The following is an 18,339-nucleotide window of genomic DNA, read 5'->3' as shown; positions in this document are numbered from 1 at the left end:
GGCCACGCCGCCGTCCCAAGTGCTTCAAAATCGTCCTGGCTATCGCATCAGTTGGGCACCGATACCGTCGCCACACCGCCCGACACGCTCACCGAGATGCGGTCGGCCGCGGCCGGCGTGCTCGTGAAGTTCGGCACGTTTGCCGCGTTGATGGCAGGTGCAGCACCGGGCGTGCCACCGCGCGGGGTCGTGCGCACCACCTGCGACGGCGGCAACGGCGTGCCGTTCTTCAGGTTGGCGTACATGGCGTCCAGCGCGCGCTGCTCATACAGCACCAGCGGCACGAACAGCGTGTCGTAGCCGGGCACAAGGTCGATGAAGCCATCGAAATGCTGCGCGTTCATCACCTCGATGTACGACAGCTTGCTCGAGCCGCCCTCAACCTTGGCGTTCAGCCCCAAGTACGGCCGCGAGCCATGGTTGACCGGCAGCAGCGCGTCGTTGCGGCCCTGCACGATCAGCGCAGGCTTGCCCTGCAGGTTGCCCGTGCGCAGCGTCTGGCTGATCCCCGTCTGCAGCGATTGCGAAGCGGCATCGGCGCCCGTCAGCAGGTTCCGCAGGCACAGCGCGCCGTCGAGGTTGGCGGCCTGCGTGCCGGTCGAGTCCACCGACTGGTTGCTGCGCGTCGGCCCGCCCTGCGCGTTGTTGTTGACGAGCTGCACGCCGGAGGTGGGCGGAATGCCGTTGCCGAGCGCCGCCATCTGCGCGAGCGCCGTGGCGTTCACCGCCGTCGGATGGAACGACGCGTCAGTTGCCGCGAAGCTTAGCCCGCACAGGTTGTCGGTCACGCTGGCGCGCGCGAGTGCATTGCCAAACGTGGTCGCCACCGATGGGTCGATCTCGTAGAACGACATCGACGCGTGCACGAGGTCCGATTCGGGCTCCCAGCCATAGGCACGCATCTTCTGCAGGGCTTCGTCAGCCTGGGCAGCTGCCGTGGTGGACGTCAGCAGCCCGGCCGCTTTGAGCGCTGCGCAGCGGTTGGCCTGCGCACCTGCCGGGAACGTCGTGAGGCTGCCAAAGAACGCCTGCGCCGGTGCCGTGGCAACGCTCGCAGACGACGCCGCGCACAGCCGGAACACGTTGGCGTAGCTCACGTAGTCGAACAGCGGTTTGCCGGTCGTCGGCAGCGTCGTGCCGCCGCGCACCACCTGCACACCGGTGTTGGGCGGCAGGTTCAGGCCGGGCTCGCCGACGGCCACCCCGTCGATCCACCCGCCGGTGTCCTGCTCGGCCGCTGCGATGGCCGCACCACCGCCGTTGGAGATGCTCGACGCGATGACGATGGTGTTGTCCGGACGCACCGGCAGCGCGCTGCCGACCAACGCACCGCTCGTCCCCGAGACCTTGTCGTTGATCGCCCAGAACGCGAACTGCACGGCCTGCAACGTGAACAGGCCCCAATCCTTCTCGGGATTGCGCTGCGAATGCGCGTGCTTGAACGCCAGCCGGTTCGGCGTGGCGGCGTTGAAGGCGGACAACTGGCTGCTGGTGAGCGGCGCGGCAAAGTGCGCGTTGGACCCGGCGGCGCTGCGCGTGGTGCGCGTGCCGTCCTGCAGGGCGACGGTGTCGGTAGCCAGATCGTGCGGTCCGGCCCCCGTGCCCTTGTCGGTATAGGCCACGGCGCACTTGCGCTTGAGGCCCCACTCGCCAGTGGAAATCGCGCCGTAGATACCGCGCGAGCCCGACGAGGTGGCGGTGATGATGCAGGGGTTGTTGACGTCGAAGCTGTCCGGGATCTGCACGAGCAGCACAACATTCTGCTGGCCTGTGCCGTCGTCGGAGTACGTCACGTATTCCGTCCCGGCGATCATGCCGGAGCCCTGCGTGACGTTGCCGCTGGCGTCGACGTTCGGGCCATAGAGCGTGCCGTAACCGCCCTTGGCTGCCGTGTCGACCAGCGCGCGGTAGTTGGCATAGATCGCCAGGCGGCGCAGCTCGGCCGCCGTGGGCGCGGTGGGGTTGGCGATGGCGGGCGCGGCGGCTGAAGCCAGGCCGCTTGCGCCCAGGCCGGCGGTCAGCAGGTCGTCGGATACGCCGTCGTACCGGTTGATGGTCACCTTGCCGGCAAAGGCCGGTTTGGTATTGCCCGGCACGTTGTTGCCATCATTGCTGCCGCCGCAAGCGCTTAGCACACCGCAGCCGGCCAGCAGCACGGCACCGGCAGCGATGACGCTGCTTGCTGAGACGTGCCGTCGCAGGCGCGCCGTTCGGGTTGGTTTCATTGCGTCTCCTTCTCGTTATGGATGGAACAACACAAAGCAACCCGCGGCGGCCTTCGATACTGCACGTCCCTACGCCACCGCAGGCACTACCAGTATGTGAACCCAACTTCTCATTCGCAACCCAATTTGCGCGCCCGGCCTTGCGATCAACTGAACGTGCGCACCGTCCAGAGACCGAGCATGGTGAGGAACAGCGAGCCCCCGAGATGCGCCACGATATGCAGCGCGCCCATCAGGTGGTCGCCGGCCAGGATGTTGGCGACAACCTCGCTGGAAAACGTCGAGAACGTCGTCAGCCCGCCCAGAAAACCGGTGATGACAAGCAAACGCCATTCAGGCGGCAGCCCCGCGTGCGTATCGAAAAAACCCACCGCAACGCCAATCAAATAGCCTCCCACCAGATTGGCTGCCAGCGTGCCGTACGGCAAGGCCGGATTGATGGCATTCCACAAGATGGCGAACGCCCAGCGCAACCAGGCTCCCAGTGCAGCGCCCACCCCAACTGCCAGAATGCCAATTCCGCTCATGCGGTCGCGTCCTTGTTATTCGTAGTCGTTGGGTTGCGCAGATGCGCCAGGCTGATTGGCCGTGTTTGCCCCGGCGTTGGTGGTGGCAATGCCCCAGCGGGCGAGCGCCTTGTCGTCCGTGACACGCGCATCGACCCAGCGCGCGCCTTCAGGCGTCTGTTCCTTCTTCCAGAACGGCGCCTCGCTCTTGAGGTAATCCATGATGAATTCGCACGCGGCAAAGGATTCGCCGCGGTGCTTGGAAGCCACCGCCACCAGCACGATCTGGTCTTGCGGCTTGAGCTTGCCAACGCGATGGATGACGAGCGCGTCGATCAACTCCCAACGCTGCATGGCCGCGCTCACGATGTCAGCGAGCGCCTTTTCGGTCATGCCGGGATAGTGCTCCAACTCCATCTCGGACACGCCGGTGCCGTCGTTGATGTCGCGCACGGTGCCGATGAAGCTGGCCACCGCGCCGATGTTTGGGCGGCCGGCACGGAGCGCGGCAATCTCGGCGCCGAGGTCGAAGTCGGCTTCCTGGACGCGGACGGACATGGTCGGTCTCCTGCGCTCAGCCGCCGGTCACGGGCGGAAAGAATGCGACCTCGCAGCCGTCGTGCACAGCGGTATCGGCCGGCACGATCTGGTGGTCGACCGCCATGCGCAGCGCACGGCCTTCGGCCAGGGTTTCGCCCCAGACCGGACCGCGCTGCGCCAGCCAGCGGCGCACATCGCCGACGGTGCGCACGGCCTCCGGCACGACCACCTGCTCCTGCGAGGTTCCGAGTTGTTCGCGCACGCTGGCAAAGAAACGAAGTTCAATCTGCATGGCCATCGCTCCTTACACCAGACCCGCGAACGGCAGGAAGCTGACAACACCGCCCGGCGCGATCGGCTGGTTGGGCGGGTTGTCGATCAGGCCATCGCCCCACACGGTGGAGGTCAGCACGCCCGAGCTTTGATTGGGGAACAGGTCCAGCCCGCCGTTGGCGTTGATGCGCGCACGCAGAAACTCGTTGCGGCGATCGCCCTTGGGCAATGCAAAGTCGGCACGCATCGGGATGCGCTTTGGGGCCACATCCGCCACGCCCTGCAGACGCAGAATGAACGGCCGCACGAACAGCAGGAAGGTGACGAAGCTCGACACCGGGTTACCCGGCAGGCCAATGAAAAACGCGGTGGGGCCACCGACCATGCCTTCTGGCCGGCGCACCTCGCCAAAGGCCAGCGGCTTGCCCGGCTTGATGGCGATCTGCCAAAGGTTCAGGCGCCCTTCCGCTTCCACAGCGGGCTTGATGTGGTCTTCCTCGCCCACCGACACGCCGCCGGAGGTGATGATGAGGTCGTGCTCCTCGGCCGCTTCGCGCAGCGTGTCGCGCGTGGCTTGCAGCGTGTCGGGCACGATGCCGAAATCGGTGATATCGCAGCCGAGGTTTTCCAGCAGGGCGCGCAGCGTGAAGCGGTTGGAGTTGTAGATCGCGCCGGGCTTGAGCGGCTCGCCGGGCATAGCAAGCTCATCGCCGGTAAAGAACACGGCCACGCGCGGACGGCGCACCACGTGCAGATTGGCACAGCCGACCGAAGCCGCCAAGCCGAGTTGCTGCGGGCCAAGGCGCGTGCCGCGCGGCAGGATCTCGGCGCCGTCGGCAATGTCCTCGCCAGCGCGGCGGATCCACTCGCCGGATTCCGGCACGTGGTCGATGGTGACGGTGCCCGTGTCAGCATCAGCCTTGCATTGCTCCTGCATGACCACCGCATCGGCGCCCGGCGGGATCAGCGCGCCGGTAAAGATACGCGCCGCCTCGCCCGCATTGAGCGGCTGGCCGACATGGCCGGCGGGAATGCGCTGCGCCACCTTCAGGCGCGTGCCCGGCGCGGTGATGTCGGCCGCGCGCACGGCGTAGCCGTCCATCTGCGTGTTGTCGGCGGGCGGCACGTTCAAGCTGCTGCGGACGGCCTGCGCGAGAACGCGCCCGTTGGCGTGCAACGTCGACACGGTTTCGGTCTCGTGCAAAACGCGCACTGCGGCAAGCAGTTGCGACAGCGCCGCATCGAGCGTCAGCAAGGACGGTTTGACGGCAGGAGCATCGTTGGCGGACATGCGGGAATGGGGAAGCGGAATCGAAAGGGAGATTTCGATTGTATCGGTTCCAGACCGATGCCATGCATCAGCGCAGGCGTATCAAGCGAATGCGTCGGCCAGCGCGGCCCGCAGTGCCGGCACGATGTGCGCGTCAAACCACGGGTTGTGTTTGAACCAAGCCAGATTGCGCGGGCTCGGATGCGGCAGCGGGAACAGCACACGGCCGTCGGCGTCCCGCACGGGCCCATTGCGCACCACGTCGGTCAGCGACCAGTCGCGCGGCACGTCGAGGTAGTTGCGCTGGGCATAGGTGCCTACCAGCAGCGCGAGCCTTACATCGGGCATCGCGGTCAGCAACGGCCGATGCCACTTGGGCGCGCATTCCGGGCGCGGGGGCAAATCGCCATTCGCGCCGGTACCGGGAAAGCAAAAACCCATCGGCACCACGGCGATGCGCCTGTCCGCGTAGAAATCGTCGTATGAGATCTGCAGCCACTGGCGTAGGCGGTCCCCGGAACGGTCGTTCCAGGGGATGCCGGTTTCGTGGACGATGCGGCCCGGCGCCTGCCCGATGATCAGGACGCGAGCGCGGCGGTCCGCCACGACCACCGGGCGAGGCTCGTGCGCGAGGGCGCCCTTGCACTCGCGGCAGGCACGGATGTCGTGCAGGCAGCGCTCGAACGCTGCCCCTGCCCCGTCATCCGGCACTGCTTCCATCGGTTCAGAGACCGGTGTGCTGGGCGATGTAGCCCTTGATGCGGTCTGCGTCGGCCGGCATGACTTCGAAGCGCTGCGGCAGCGATTCGATATCAGCGTAGCCCGCAGGACGCTCCGGCTCGCGATCCAGCGCTTCGCGAATGGTGTCGCCAAACTTGGCCGGGAGCGCCGTTTCCAGCACCACCATCGGCACGCCCGGCGTCAGGTTTTCGCGTGCCACCTTCACGCCGTCGGCGGTGTGGGTGTCGATCATCGTGCCGTAGGTGGCAAACACGTCGCGGATCGTATCGACGCGGTCTGCGTGCGAGCTGCGGCCCGAGACAAAGCCGAACTCGGCGATGCGGTCGAACTCCGGCTTGCCCGTCATCGAGAAACCGCCCTTTTCGTCCACATCGCGGAAGAGCTGGGCCAGGCGCGCCGGATCACGATCCAGCAGATCGAACACGAAGCGCTCGAAGTTCGACGCCTTGCTGATGTCCATGCTGGGGCTGGACGTGTGATACGTCTGCGCGGCAGAACGCACGCGGTACGTGCCGGTGCGGAAGAACTCGTCGAGCACGTCGTTCTCGTTGGTGGCAACGACCAGCTTGTCGATCGGCAAACCCATCATGCGCGCGATGTGGCCGGCGCAGACGTTGCCGAAGTTGCCCGAGGGCACGCAGAACGACACCTTGTCGCCAATCTTCGGGGCCGCCAGCAGGTAGCCCTTGAAGTAATAGACGACCTGGGCGACGACGCGCGCCCAGTTGATCGAGTTGACCGTGCCGATCTTCTGGCGGGCCTTGTATTCGAGATCGTTCGACACCGCCTTGACGATGTCCTGCGCGTCGTCGAACACGCCTTCGATGGCGATGTTGAAGATGTTCTTGTCTTGCAGGCTGAACATCTGCGCGGTCTGGAACGCGCTCATCTTGCGGTGCGGGCTCAGCATGAACACGCGCACGCCACGCTTGCCGCGCATGGCGTATTCGGCGGCGCTGCCCGTGTCGCCGGAGGTCGCGCCCAGAATGTTCAGCTCGGCGTGCTCACGGTCGAGTGCGTATTCGAACAGGTTGCCCAGCAGCTGCATCGCCATGTCCTTGAAGGCCAGCGTCGGGCCGTTGGACAGGCACAGCAGCGACAGCGACGTGCCGCCTTCCTCGCCCAGCTTGTGCAGCGGCGTGATGTCGGCGGTGTTATCGCCGGCGCGCGCGTTGCAGTAGACCTCGGGCGTGTAGGTGCGGCGGGTCAATGCGCGCAGGTCGTCCTCGGGAATGTCGGTGGCGAACTTGCGCAGGATTTCGAACGCGAGATCGGCGTACGGCAGGTCGCGCCAGCGGGTCAGCTCGTCAACGCTGACCTGCGGGTACTGCTCAGGCAGGTACAGGCCGCCGTCCGGCGCCAGGCCGCCCAGCAGGATGCGGGAGAAGCTCTGCGGCTCTGCGTGGCCGCGGGTCGATCGGTATTGCATGCTCATGTCCTGCGCTTAGTTCAGTTCTTCCATGCGGATGCGCGTGACCTTCGACAGCACGGTCGGCAGCGCTTCGATGGCGGCGATGGCGGCGTTCACGCGCTTTTCCACCGTCACATGCGACAGCATGATGATGTCGGTCTGCGGCTCGCCTTCGCGCGATTCCTTCTGCAGCATGGCGTCGATCGAGATGCCGCCTTCGGCCAGGATGCGCGTGATGTCGGCCAGCACGCCGGTTTCATCGGCCACGCGCATGCGCAGGTAGTAGCTCGAACGCACTTCGTCGATCGGCAGCACCGGCGTGTCGGACAGCGCGTCCGGTTGGAACGCCAGATGCGGCACGCGGTGTTCCGGGTCGGCCGTGTGCAGGCGCGTCACGTCCACCAGATCGGCGACGACGGCCGAAGCGGTCGGCTCGGCGCCAGCGCCCTTGCCGTAGTACAGCGTCGGGCCCACGGCATCGCCATTGACGACCACGGCGTTCATCGCGCCTTCGACATTGGCGATCAGGCGCTTGGCCGGCACGAGCGTCGGATGCACGCGCAACTCAATGCCCGCTTCGACACGGCGCGTAATGCCCAGCAGCTTGATACGGTAGCCGAGTTCTTCGGCGTAGCGGATGTCGACGGCTTCCAACTTCGTGATGCCTTCCACATACGCGCGCTCGAACTGCACCGGCACGCCAAAGGCGATGGCGCTCATGAGCGTGAGCTTGTGCGCGGCGTCAAAGCCTTCGATGTCGAAGGTCGGATCGGCTTCGGCGTAGCCCAGGCGCTGGGCTTCCTTGAGCACCGTATCAAAGTCCAGACCCTTGTCGCGCATCTCGGTCAGGATGAAGTTCGTGGTGCCGTTGATGATGCCGGCGATCCACTCGATGCGGTTGGCCGTCAGGCCTTCACGCAGCGCCTTGATGATCGGAATGCCGCCAGCCACGGCAGCCTCGAACGCCACCATCACGCCCTTGTCCTGCGCGGCCTTGAAGATCTCGTTGCCATGCACGGCCAGCAGCGCCTTGTTGGCGGTGACAACGTGCTTGCCGTTGGCGATGGCACGCAGCACCAGTTCGCGTGCCAGGTCGTAACCTCCAATCAGCTCCACGACGATATCGATCTCGGGCGAATCCACAATCGCAAACGGGTCGTTCACCACCGGCACGGTCGCGCCGGCTTCCTGCACGATAGCGCGGGCGCGGTCGACATTGCGCACTGCAATCATGGCGACTTCAATGCCGCGACCCGCACGACGGCGGATTTCTTCCTGGTTCCGTTGCAGAACCTTGAGGGTACCGCCACCGACGGTACCGAGCCCGAGCAGGCCGATCTTGATGGGATTCATGAGACGTGTCGTAAAGAAACGAAAAAGCGGAGAAGCAAAAAACACACAGGGCAGACACTTCGGTCTGCCCCGCAGTTACTGATCTGGCGGAAGACCGAGTTTATGCGGCCCGGATGCCAGTACCGTGACGCTGACGGTACCGCTCCAGGAAGCGCGAAATTCGGCCAATCGCTTCACGAAGATCGTCTTCGTGCGGCAGGAAGACGATGCGGAAGTGGTCCGGCGAGTGCCAGTTGAAGCCCGTGCCCTGCACCAGCAGCACACGCTCTTCTTCCAGCAGTTGGCGGATAAAGGTCTGGTCGTCTTCGATGGGATACACCGCTGGGTCCAGACGCGGGAACATATACAGTGCAGCCTTGGGCTTGACGCAGGTCACGCCAGGGATGGCGGTGATCAGCTCGTGCGCCAAGTCGCGCTGACGACGCATGCGGCCGCCCGGCGCCACCAGGTCTTTGATGCTCTGGTAGCCGCCCAGCGCGGTTTGGATCGCCCACTGCCCCGGCACGTTGGCGCACAGGCGCATCGACGACAGCATGTTCAGGCCTTCGATGTAATCCTTGGCCGGGCGCTTGTCGCCTGACACGACCATCCACCCTGCGCGGTAACCGCACGAGCGGTAGCTCTTCGACAGGCTGTTGAACGTCACGGTCAGCACGTCTTCCGACAGCGAGCCGATCGCGGTGTGCTTGTTGTCGTCGAACAGAACCTTGTCGTACACCTCATCGGCGAAGATCACCAGGCCGTGCTCACGCGCAATGGCGACGATGCCCAGCAGCAGCTCGTCCGAATACAGCGCGCCGGTCGGATTGTTCGGGTTGATGACGACGATGCCCTTGGTGTTGGGCGTGATCTTGGCGCGGATGTCGTCCAGATCTGGCATCCAGCCATTGGCTTCGTCGCAGATGTAGTGCACCGGCGTGCCGCCCGAAAGGCTGGTCACGGCGGTCCACAACGGGTAGTCGGGCGCCGGCAGCAGCAGCTCGTCACCGGCGTCGAGCAGCGCGTTGGTGGCCAGCGAAATCAGCTCCGACGCGCCATTGCCCAGATAGATATCTTCCAGCGTGACATTCTTGATGCCCTGCTCTTGCGTGTAGTGCATCACCGCCTTGCGCGCCGCGAAGATGCCCTTGGAATCCGAATACGCCGCCGAATTCGGCAGGTTGCGGATCATGTCCTGCTGGATTTCTTCAGGGGCATCGAAACCGAACACGGCCAGGTTGCCGATATTCAGCTTGATGATCTTGTGGCCCTCTTCTTCCATCTGCTTGGCCTTCTCGAGCACGGGGCCGCGAATGTCATAGCAGACGTTGTTGAGCTTGGCGGATTTCTGGATCGTTTTCACGGGCAAGGCGGCGAGTGGCGACGTTGAACGGCTGGAACTACGGGACATTCTGTGGCGCAGCAAAGCGGCGACGGTAACGCCACACAGCGGCAGGCGCCGCTACGCTATTCCTTGCCGGACATCGCTTGTGGCGCGGCGGGCGAAGGAGAGAAAAAGATATAATTTAGCCCATTATGACAGACTTAGGCGGGCATTTTTGCAACGCAGCGAAACCTGCCCGAAGTCTGAAACCTAGCGCCTTTGCCTGCGTGCCGCCGTATGCGCCGCAGTCATCGCGCCCGATGGGATTCCCGCCTTGAAGCTCCATTCATCCGATTCGTCGACCATTCTCAATACCGTTACCGGCTATGGCGACGGCTATATCGAAATCAACAAGGTGCGCTACGAGCACTCCGTGCTGGTGATGCCCGAGGGCGCCGTGGTGCAGTGGGATGTGTCGCGCTTTGAGGATCTGACGCCCGAGCATTTCGCTCGCCTGCTCGAACTGGGCGCCGAAGTGGTGATCTTCGGCTCCGGCAATAAGCTGCGCTTCCCGCACCCGCGGCTGACGGTGCCGCTCACAGAAAAGCGCATCGGCGTGGACGCCATGGACCTGCAGGCCGCCGGCCGCACGTACAACATCCTGATGCTGGAAGGCCGCAAAGTGGCCGCCGCCCTGCTAATCGAGCGTGCCTGACCGCATGCCGATCGACCGCACTGCTCAAGCGCCCATCCTCCCCTGGCGCAATGCGTCGCTGTGGCTGCTGGCTGCTGCGTTCCTAGCCATCTGGCTCGGCACGCTGGGCTACCGGCACCTGATCCCCACCGACGAAGGTCGCTACGCCGAAATCGCGCGCGAGATGTTCGTCTCGGGAGACTGGGTGACCATCCGCTACAACGCCCTGAAGTATTTCGAGAAGCCGCCGCTGCAAATGTGGGGCACCGCACTCGCCTACACGCTGTTTGGCATCGGCGACTGGCAGGCGCGGCTGTTCACGGCGCTTTCCGGCATCGTCGGCATTGTTTTCACGATGCTGGCGGCGGCGCGCTGGTGGGGCAAACGGACGGCGGTCATCAGCGGGCTGGTGCTGGTGAGCGCGCCTCTGTGGAACGTGGGCTCGCACTTCAATTCGCTCGACATGGGCGTGGCCGGCTGCATGACGATGGCGTTGGGTGCGCTGCTGCTCGCGCAGCATCCGGATGCCACGCGCGCTCAACAACGCGGCTGGATGTGGGCCTGCTGGGCATCAATGGCGCTGGCTGTGCTGAGCAAGGGCCTCATCGGCGTGGTCCTGCCGGGTTTTGTGCTGGTGGTCTACACGTTGGTCGCGCGCGACTGGGCCCTGTGGAAACGATTGCATCTGGTGAGCGGGCTGATCATCTTCTTTGCCGTCGGCGCGCCGTGGTTCGTCCTGATCTCCATACGCAACCCGGAATTCGCGTGGTTCTTCTTCGTGCACGAGCATTTCCAGCGTTTCACGTCGACCGTGCATAACCGAAACGCGCCGCTTTGGTACTTCGTGCCATTGCTGGTGGCCGGGTTCCTGCCGTGGCTTGCTCAATTGCCCGGCGCTGCACGCCTGACCCTTGCACGCGGTGAAACCGCCAGCAACGGTTTCCGCCCCACGCTCATGCTCGGCCTGTGGGCTGTCCTGATCTTCGCGTTTTTCAGCATTTCCGACTCGAAGCTGCCGGGCTATATCTTTCCAATCATCCCAGCGCTGGCGATTCTGGCGGCCCTGGTGCTCGAGCACACCAGCGAGCACGCGTGGCGCTGGCAACTCAAGGGCTTCCTGGCGCTGGCGCTGGCTGGTCTGGCGGCCAGCGGTTACGTGGCGACCATGTCGTCGGACATGTACCCGAACGCCGTGTTTTCCCGATTTGCGATGTTCCTGGCCGTGGCGTTCGTGGCGGGAGCAGGGTTCACGTGGCTGGCACTTCGCTTGGCGGACCGGCGCTTCGAGAGCGTGGCCGCATTTGCGTGCGCGTGGTTCCTGACATTTACGGCGGCGATGTTGGGCCACGAAGCTTTCGGGCGCTCCATGTCGGGTATCGATCTCGTACCAGCCGTCAAGCCGTGGCTCAAGCCCGACGTGCCGTTCTATGCGGTGGAGCGTCTGGACCATACAATGCCGTTTTACCTCGGCAGGCCCACCACCATGGTGCAGGAACCTGATGAGCTGGCCTTCGGCGCTAAGCAGGAGCCGGCCAAGTGGGTGCCGACCACCGAAGCGTTCGTGGCGCGCTGGAAAGCCGGCGGTCAGGCCGTCGCCATGATGGGGCCGGGTACCTATGACCGGCTGGCAGCCCAGGGCGTACCGATGATCGTGATCGCCCGCGATGCCCGCCGCGTGATCGTCCGGCGCAACTAGGTTTCACCGCCACGGATTGTCGAAAGGGGCGCGCAAGCGGAATTGTCGTAACATGCGGCCCGGCGGCGGGATTAAGAATATCCGCACGGGGAAACCGCCGCAGTCTGTAAAACATCAAAAGAACACATGAATCTGGTCACTTTCGGGCTGATCCTGACGGGCGTCATGCTCAATGCGTGCGCCCAGCTGCTGCTCAAGGCGGGCGTCAACAACATCGGCCGCTTTGCGTTTTCGGCCGACAACATCCTGCCGATCGGCATCAAGCTTGCAACACAGTGGCCCATCATTGGCGGCCTGTCGTGCTACGTCATCTCGGTGGTGGTGTGGATTCTCGGCCTGTCGCGCGTGGATGTGACCATCGCGTATCCGATGCTCTCCCTGGGCTACGTGGTCAACGCCTTCCTGGCGTGGTATCTGTTTGGCGAAGTGCTGTCGGTGCAGCGCCTGATCGGCATCGCGATCATCCTCGTCGGCGTACTTGTGCTGGCTCGCTCGTGATCCGATGTGCCCGCCCCCAGCACCCAACCTCATTCAAGTCATGACGCAAACCACCGCCACAGCCGAACTTCCGTTCCTGCCCTTCGTGCGCCCGACCATTGACGAGGCGACCATCGCCGCCGTGGCCGATGTGCTGCGCTCGGGCTGGATCACCTCGGGCCCCAAGGTTGCCGCGTTCGAAGCCGCGCTGTCGGAGTACTTCGGCGGCCGCATCGTCCGCACATTCGCCAACGGCACGGCCACGATGGAAGTCGCGCTGCGCATTGCGGGCATTGGCCCCGGCGATGAGGTAATCACCACGCCGATCTCGTGGGTCGCCACGTCCAATGTGGTGCTGACGGTCGGCGCCAAGCCGGTCTTCGTCGACATCGACCCGGTGACGCGCAACATCGATCTGGACAAGGTCGAGGCCGCCATCACGCCGCGCACCAAGGCCATTGTTCCGGTCTATCTGTCGGGCCTGCCCGTCGACATGGATCGCCTCTACGACATCGCCCGCCGCCACAAGCTGCGCGTGGTGGAAGATGCCGCGCAAGCCATTGGTTCGCGTTGGGGCGACAAGCGCATCGGCCAGATTGGCGACCTGGTCAGCTTCAGCTTCCAGGCCAACAAGAACATCACGACCATCGAAGGCGGCGCGCTGGTGCTGAACACGCCCGAAGAAGCCGTGCTGGCCGAAAAATATCGCCTGCAAGGCGTCGTGCGTACCGGCTTTGACGGCATGGAAGTCGACCTGGTGGGCGGCAAGTTCAACCTCACGGACGTGAATGCCGCGATTGGCCTGGGCCAGTTCGCCCAGCTTGAAGCCGTGACCGCACGCCGCGCTGCCCTGGCCCGCCGTTACTTTGCCGGCATGCGCGCAGCCGATATCGAGTCGTTCGGCGTTGAGCTGCCCGTAGAGGACTTCACGCACACCAACTGGCACATGTTCCAAATCGTGCTGCCGCTGGATCGCCTGAAGGTCGATCGCGCCGGCTTCATGGCTGGCCTGAAGGCGCTGGGCATCGGCGCGGGCGTGCACTATCCGCCCATCCACCTGTTCAAGCTCTACCGCGAACTCGGCTGGAAGCCGGGCATGTTCCCGGTGGCCGAGCGCATTGGCCGCGCCATCGTTACGCTGCCGATGTTTGCCGGCATGGAAGATTCCGATGTGGATCGCGTGGTCAGCGCGGTCCGCCAACTTTGCGCCCAGTACCAATAATCCAATAATGAAGACACCCGCTCTCTCGGTCGTCATTCCTGTTTACAACGAAGAAGACGGGCTCGCCGCGCTGTTTGCGCGTCTGTATCCCGCGCTCGACGCGCTCGGCATTTCGTATGAAGTCGTGTTCGTCAACGACGGTAGCCGCGACCGCTCCGCCGCCATGCTGGCCGAGCAGTTCCGCGCGCGCCCGGACAGCACGCGCGTCGTGCTGTTCAACGGCAACTATGGCCAGCACATGGCCATCCTGGCCGGCTTCGAACATGCGCGCGGCGAACGCGTCGTCACGCTCGATGCCGACCTGCAGAATCCGCCGGAAGAAATCGGCCGCTTGGTTGAAAAGCTCGACGAAGGCTACGACTACGTCGGCACCATCCGGCGAGTGCGCCAAGACAGCTGGTTCCGTCGCACCGCATCGCGCGCCATGAATTCGCTCCGCGAGCGCATCACGCACATCAAGATGACGGACCAGGGCTGCATGCTGCGCGCATACAACCGAACCATCGTCGACACCATCAACCGCTGCCGCGAAGTCAACACCTTCATTCCGGCGCTGGCCTACACGTTCAGCAAGAACCCGACCGAAATCGAAGTCGACCACGAAGAGCGCTTCGCCGGCGAGTCGAAGTACTCGCTCTACAAGCTCGTGCGCCTGAATTTCGACCTGGTGACGGGCTTTTCCGTCGTGCCGCTGCAATGGTTCTCGGCGATCGGGATGCTGTTGTCGTTTGCCTCTGCCGTGCTGTTCATCCTGCTAGTGGTGCGGCGCTTCATCCTGGGCGCGGAAGTCCAGGGCGTATTCACGCTATTCGCCATCACGTTCTTCCTGATGGGCGTGCTGCTGTTTGGCATTGGCCTGCTGGGCGAATACATCGGCCGCATCTATCAACAGGTGCGCGAACGCCCGCGCTATCTGGTGCAGGGTGTGCTGGAAGAGACGCCGCATCTGCATGAAGCCGGTGCCGCCGATCTGAAGTCGGGCTCGCAGCGGGGTGTTGCATGAGTTCGCAGCTCAAGCGGCGCGCGGTCGTTTTCGCGTATCACAACGTCGGCGTACGCTGCCTGCGCGTGCTGGCAGCGCGTGGCATTCAGGTCGAACTCGTTGTCACGCACGAGGACAACGCCGCCGAGAACATCTGGTTCGGTAGCGTGCGCGCCACCGCACAGGAATTAGGCATTCCATACATCACGCCGGACAACGCAAACGGTGAAGACCTGCACGCGCGAATCGCCGCCATTGCGCCGGACTTCATCTTTTCGTTCTATTACCGGCACATGATCCCGATGCGCCTGTTGAGCCTCGCCAAATTCGGCGCGTTCAACATGCACGGTTCACTGTTGCCCAAGTACCGCGGCCGCGTGCCCATCAACTGGGCGGTGCTGCACGGCGAGACCGAAACCGGCGCCACCCTGCACGAAATGGTCGAAAAACCGGATGCCGGTTACATCGTCGACCAGACCATCGTGCCGATCCTGCCGGACGACACCTCGCACGAAGTGTTCGAAAAGGCCACCGTGGCGGCCGAGCAAACCTTGTGGCGCGCGCTTCCCGCGATGATTGCCGGGCACATTCCGCAGCACCCGAACGTGCTGGCCAACGGTAGCTATTTCGGCGGCCGCAAACCCGAAGACGGCCGCATCGACTGGTCCAAACCGGCACAGCAGGTCTATAACCTGATTCGTGCCGTGGCGCCGCCCTACCCCGGTGCCTTTACGGACGCCGGCAGCGAACGCTACGTTGTCGCGCGGGCCCGTCTGGCGCACCAAACCCTTACGAATTTGCCGCCGGGCTTGCACGTCGTGGATAATGCGATGTTCGGCGTGTGCGGCGATGGGGGAGCCATCGCCATTCACGAGCTCTGGCGCGTCGAGCCCCAAGCTGCCAGCGGAACATCTGTCGTGACCGCGCAGCAGCTCGCCAGCCAGCTCGCCCTCTCCTGATCTTGAGTTTGCCTTCATGAAAAAAGTACTGATCCTCGGCGTCAACGGCTTCATCGGCCACCACCTGTCCAAGCGCATCCTGGAGACCACCGACTGGGAGGTCTACGGCATGGACATGCAGACCGAGCGTCTGGGCGACCTGATCAACCACCCGCGCATGCACTTCTTCGAGGGTGACATCACCATCAACAAGGAGTGGGTCGAGTATCACGTGAAGAAGTGCGACGTGATCCTGCCCCTGGTAGCTATCGCCACGCCGTCGACCTACGTCAAAGACCCGCTGCGCGTGTTCGAGCTGGACTTTGAAGCCAACCTGCCGATCGTTCGCTCGGCTGCCAAGTACGGCAAGCACCTGGTCTTCCCGTCGACCTCCGAGGTCTACGGCATGTGCGGCGATTCGGAATTCGATCCGGAAGCCTCGCCGCTGATCTACGGCCCCATCAACAAGCCGCGCTGGATCTACGCGTGCTCGAAGCAGTTGATGGACCGCGTGATCTGGGGTTACGGCATGGAAGGCCTGAACTTCACGCTGTTCCGCCCGTTTAACTGGATCGGCCCGGGCCTGGACTCGATCTACACCCCGAAGGAAGGTTCGTCGCGCGTTGTGACGCAGTTCCTCGGCCACATCGTGCGCGGCGAGAACATCAAGCTCGTCGACGGCGGCAGCCAGAAGCGCGCCTTCACGTATATCGATGACGGCATCGACGCCCTGGTGCGCATTATTGCCAACAAGGACGGCGTGGCCTCGGGCAAGATCTACAACATCGGCAACCCGTCGAACAACTACTCGGTGCGCGAGCTGGCCAACATGATGTTGGAACAAGCCGCCAAGATCGACGAGTACAAGGACACCGCCAAGCAGGTCCAACTGGTGGAAACGACCTCCGGCGCCTACTACGGCACCGGCTACCAGGACGTGCAGAACCGCGTGCCGAAGATCGCCAACACCATGGAAGACCTCGGCTGGAAGCCGACCACCGTGATGAAGGACGCGCTGGCGAACATTTTCGAAGCGTATCGCACGCACGTGGCTGAAGCCCGCAGCCTGGTCGAAGACGGCAACGGCAACAAGTAAAGCAACACCCCCCGCGCAGGTTCATGGCTCTCATCGTCCTCAAGATCGACGTCGACACCCTGCGCGGTACCCGCGAAGGCGTGCCCAACCTCGCGCGCATGCTGCGCGAGCACGAGGCGGGCGCGACCTTCCTCTTCAGCCTCGGCCCGGATCACACCGGCTGGGCGCTGCGTCGGGCCTTTCGCCCCGGCTTTCTCAAAAAGGTTTCTCGCACGTCGGTTGTTGAGCATTACGGTCTTCGCACGCTGATGTACGGCGTGCTGCTGCCCGGCCCCGACATCGGACGCAAAGCCGCAGCTGAAATGCGCGCCATCGCCGAGGCAGGTTTCGAGACCGGCATCCACACGTGGGACCACGTGCTTTGGCAAGACAATGTCCGCCAGCGCGACGCAGGCTGGACCGCCCGCCAGATGACCGCCGCACACGCCCGTTTCATCCAGGTATTCGGCCAGCCACCCGCGACGCACGGCGCCGCCGGCTGGCAGATGAACGACCACGCGTTCCGCCAGATCGACAACTGGGGCATGGCCTATGCCTCCGACGGCCGGGGCACGCATCCGTACATCCCGAGCGTTGATGGCAAAGCGCTGAACCACGTGCAATTGCCGACGACGCTGCCCACACTGGACGAGCTGATCGGCGTGGAAGACATCTCCCTCGACAACGTCGCCCGGCATATCCTGAAGATGACCGAGTCCGACCGCGACCAGGTGTTTACCTTGCATGCAGAACTTGAAGGGCAGAAACTTGCCCCGATCTTCCGCGAGTTGCTGCGAGGATGGCGCGCGCAAGGCCATCGGCTAGGGTCGATGGGCGATTACTACGCGACGCTCGATCGCAGTACCCTGCCCGTGCAGCCCGTCACATGGGGCGAAGTTGCCGGCCGCAGCGGCAGCCTGATCGTTCAGCCGGCCTGATCTTTCCGATCTCCGGTTTGGCGTTGGGCGCTGTATCTCAGATTTGCCCGTCTACGAGCTTCCCGTCTCTCTCCTCGCGGTTTTCCGGAACACACCATGCCCGTCACGATCGACCAGCCTCTTCCCGATTTCTCCGCACCGGCAACCAACGGCATCACGTTCTCGCCGGCATCGCAGCGCGGCAAGATCGTCGTGCTGTATTTCTATCCGAAGGACAACACGCCTGGCTGCACCACCGAGGCGATGAACTTCCGCGACCAGTACGACGCCTTTGAAGCCGCCGGCGCCGTGGTGTTCGGCATCTCGCGCGACAGCCTGAAATCGCACGAAAACTTCAAGGCGAAACTGGAGATGCCCTTCGAGCTGATTTCCGACGCCGACGAAGCCGTCTGCGACATCTTTGACACCATCAAGATGAAGAAGATGTACGGCAAGGACGTGCGCGGCATCGAGCGCAGCACATTCCTGATCGACAGCAAGGGCGTGCTGCGAAAGGAATGGCGCGGCGTAAAAGTGCCAAACCATGTCGATGATGTGCTCGCGGCGGTGCGCGCCCTGTAACTGCACGTGGATCCAGCTGTCGGGAAAGTGCGGTGCAGGGCCTCCTGGCGGTTGATTCTGCGTCGATTTCGCATCGTCTGTCGTGGCCAGTTTGCGACGCACCACAGGTCACATGTGAGCGATTGCAAATCACA

General features: G+C 64.0%; 18 protein-coding genes. 9 read left to right on the top strand and 9 right to left on the bottom strand.

From position 1 onward, the window contains the following. Nucleotides 1–47: 47 nt before the first annotated feature. The 9 genes from NKG59_RS12770 to NKG59_RS12730 all read right to left on the bottom strand — a co-directional run bounded on the left by NKG59_RS12770 (nt 48) and on the right by NKG59_RS12730 (nt 9,661). Nucleotides 48–2,225 carry a D-(-)-3-hydroxybutyrate oligomer hydrolase gene (locus NKG59_RS12770; RefSeq protein WP_253537244.1) on the bottom strand — a complete coding sequence of 726 codons (2,178 nt, stop codon included), beginning with the start codon at nt 2,223–2,225 and terminating at the stop codon, nt 48–50. Nucleotides 2,226–2,371: 146 nt separating this feature from the next. Further along, nucleotides 2,372–2,752: a fluoride efflux transporter CrcB gene (crcB, locus tag NKG59_RS12765; RefSeq protein WP_253537242.1), complete on the bottom strand. Its 381-nt coding sequence runs from the start codon at nt 2,750–2,752 to the stop codon at nt 2,372–2,374. 15 nt (nt 2,753–2,767) lie between these two features. Further along, the gene (locus tag NKG59_RS12760) at nt 2,768–3,289 is read right to left on the bottom strand and encodes a molybdenum cofactor biosynthesis protein MoaE (RefSeq protein ID WP_045204173.1); all 522 of its coding nucleotides are present in this window, start codon (nt 3,287–3,289) and stop codon (nt 2,768–2,770) included. 16 nt (nt 3,290–3,305) lie between these two features. Then, on the bottom strand, nt 3,306–3,563 hold the full coding sequence (gene moaD / locus NKG59_RS12755; RefSeq protein WP_009238308.1) for a molybdopterin converting factor subunit 1: 258 nt from the start codon (nt 3,561–3,563) through the stop codon (nt 3,306–3,308). Nucleotides 3,564–3,575: 12 nt separating this feature from the next. Then, nucleotides 3,576–4,835 carry a molybdopterin molybdotransferase MoeA gene (locus tag NKG59_RS12750; protein WP_253537239.1) on the bottom strand — a complete coding sequence of 420 codons (1,260 nt, stop codon included), beginning with the start codon at nt 4,833–4,835 and terminating at the stop codon, nt 3,576–3,578. A gap of 81 nt (nt 4,836–4,916) precedes the next feature. Next, on the bottom strand, nt 4,917–5,534 hold the full coding sequence (locus NKG59_RS12745; RefSeq protein ID WP_253537236.1) for a uracil-DNA glycosylase family protein: 618 nt from the start codon (nt 5,532–5,534) through the stop codon (nt 4,917–4,919). Between the two features lie 4 nt (nt 5,535–5,538). Then, nucleotides 5,539–6,984: a threonine synthase gene (gene thrC, locus NKG59_RS12740; protein ID WP_253537233.1), complete on the bottom strand. Its 1,446-nt coding sequence runs from the start codon at nt 6,982–6,984 to the stop codon at nt 5,539–5,541. A 15-nt stretch (nt 6,985–6,999) separates the two neighbouring features. Then, entirely contained in the window at nt 7,000–8,319 is a 1,320-nt protein-coding gene (locus tag NKG59_RS12735) for a homoserine dehydrogenase (protein ID WP_045204176.1), read from the bottom strand. A gap of 100 nt (nt 8,320–8,419) precedes the next feature. Beyond that, nucleotides 8,420–9,661 (bottom strand): pyridoxal phosphate-dependent aminotransferase, encoded by a 1,242-nt coding sequence (locus NKG59_RS12730; protein ID WP_045204177.1) that lies wholly within the window; start codon nt 9,659–9,661, stop codon nt 8,420–8,422. A gap of 295 nt (nt 9,662–9,956) precedes the next feature. Between NKG59_RS12730 and NKG59_RS12725 the strand changes: the two genes are divergently transcribed. The 9 genes from NKG59_RS12725 (at nt 9,957) to NKG59_RS12685 (ending at nt 18,205) form a co-directional block, all read left to right on the top strand. Further along, nucleotides 9,957–10,337, top strand: coding sequence for an Mth938-like domain-containing protein (locus NKG59_RS12725; protein WP_045204178.1), 381 nt, complete (start codon nt 9,957–9,959; stop codon nt 10,335–10,337). A gap of 4 nt (nt 10,338–10,341) precedes the next feature. Continuing rightward, nucleotides 10,342–12,012 (top strand): glycosyltransferase family 39 protein, encoded by a 1,671-nt coding sequence (locus tag NKG59_RS12720; protein WP_253537231.1) that lies wholly within the window; start codon nt 10,342–10,344, stop codon nt 12,010–12,012. Between the two features lie 126 nt (nt 12,013–12,138). Continuing rightward, complete coding sequence (locus NKG59_RS12715) at nt 12,139–12,510, top strand: SMR family transporter (protein WP_004626520.1); 372 nt, start codon at nt 12,139–12,141, stop codon at nt 12,508–12,510. A gap of 40 nt (nt 12,511–12,550) precedes the next feature. After that, entirely contained in the window at nt 12,551–13,711 is a 1,161-nt protein-coding gene (locus NKG59_RS12710; protein ID WP_253537230.1) for a DegT/DnrJ/EryC1/StrS family aminotransferase, read from the top strand. Nucleotides 13,712–13,718: 7 nt separating this feature from the next. After that, nucleotides 13,719–14,714: a glycosyltransferase gene (locus NKG59_RS12705; protein ID WP_253537227.1), complete on the top strand. Its 996-nt coding sequence runs from the start codon at nt 13,719–13,721 to the stop codon at nt 14,712–14,714. Then, complete coding sequence (locus NKG59_RS12700; RefSeq protein ID WP_253537226.1) at nt 14,711–15,652, top strand: formyltransferase; 942 nt, start codon at nt 14,711–14,713, stop codon at nt 15,650–15,652. The genes NKG59_RS12705 and NKG59_RS12700 overlap by 4 nt, the downstream gene beginning before the upstream one ends. A 16-nt stretch (nt 15,653–15,668) precedes the next feature. After that, nucleotides 15,669–16,727: a bifunctional UDP-4-keto-pentose/UDP-xylose synthase gene (locus NKG59_RS12695; RefSeq protein WP_092971384.1), complete on the top strand. Its 1,059-nt coding sequence runs from the start codon at nt 15,669–15,671 to the stop codon at nt 16,725–16,727. A 23-nt stretch (nt 16,728–16,750) separates the two neighbouring features. Then, complete coding sequence (locus NKG59_RS12690; protein WP_253537224.1) at nt 16,751–17,644, top strand: 4-deoxy-4-formamido-L-arabinose-phosphoundecaprenol deformylase; 894 nt, start codon at nt 16,751–16,753, stop codon at nt 17,642–17,644. A gap of 96 nt (nt 17,645–17,740) precedes the next feature. Then, on the top strand, nt 17,741–18,205 hold the full coding sequence (locus NKG59_RS12685; protein ID WP_045204183.1) for a peroxiredoxin: 465 nt from the start codon (nt 17,741–17,743) through the stop codon (nt 18,203–18,205). Nucleotides 18,206–18,339 lie beyond the last annotated feature (134 nt).

The organism is Ralstonia chuxiongensis, from assembly GCF_024158925.1.
Lineage (GTDB): Bacteria > Pseudomonadota > Gammaproteobacteria > Burkholderiales > Burkholderiaceae > Ralstonia > Ralstonia chuxiongensis.
This window is presented reverse-complemented; position numbering and strand designations above follow the sequence as displayed.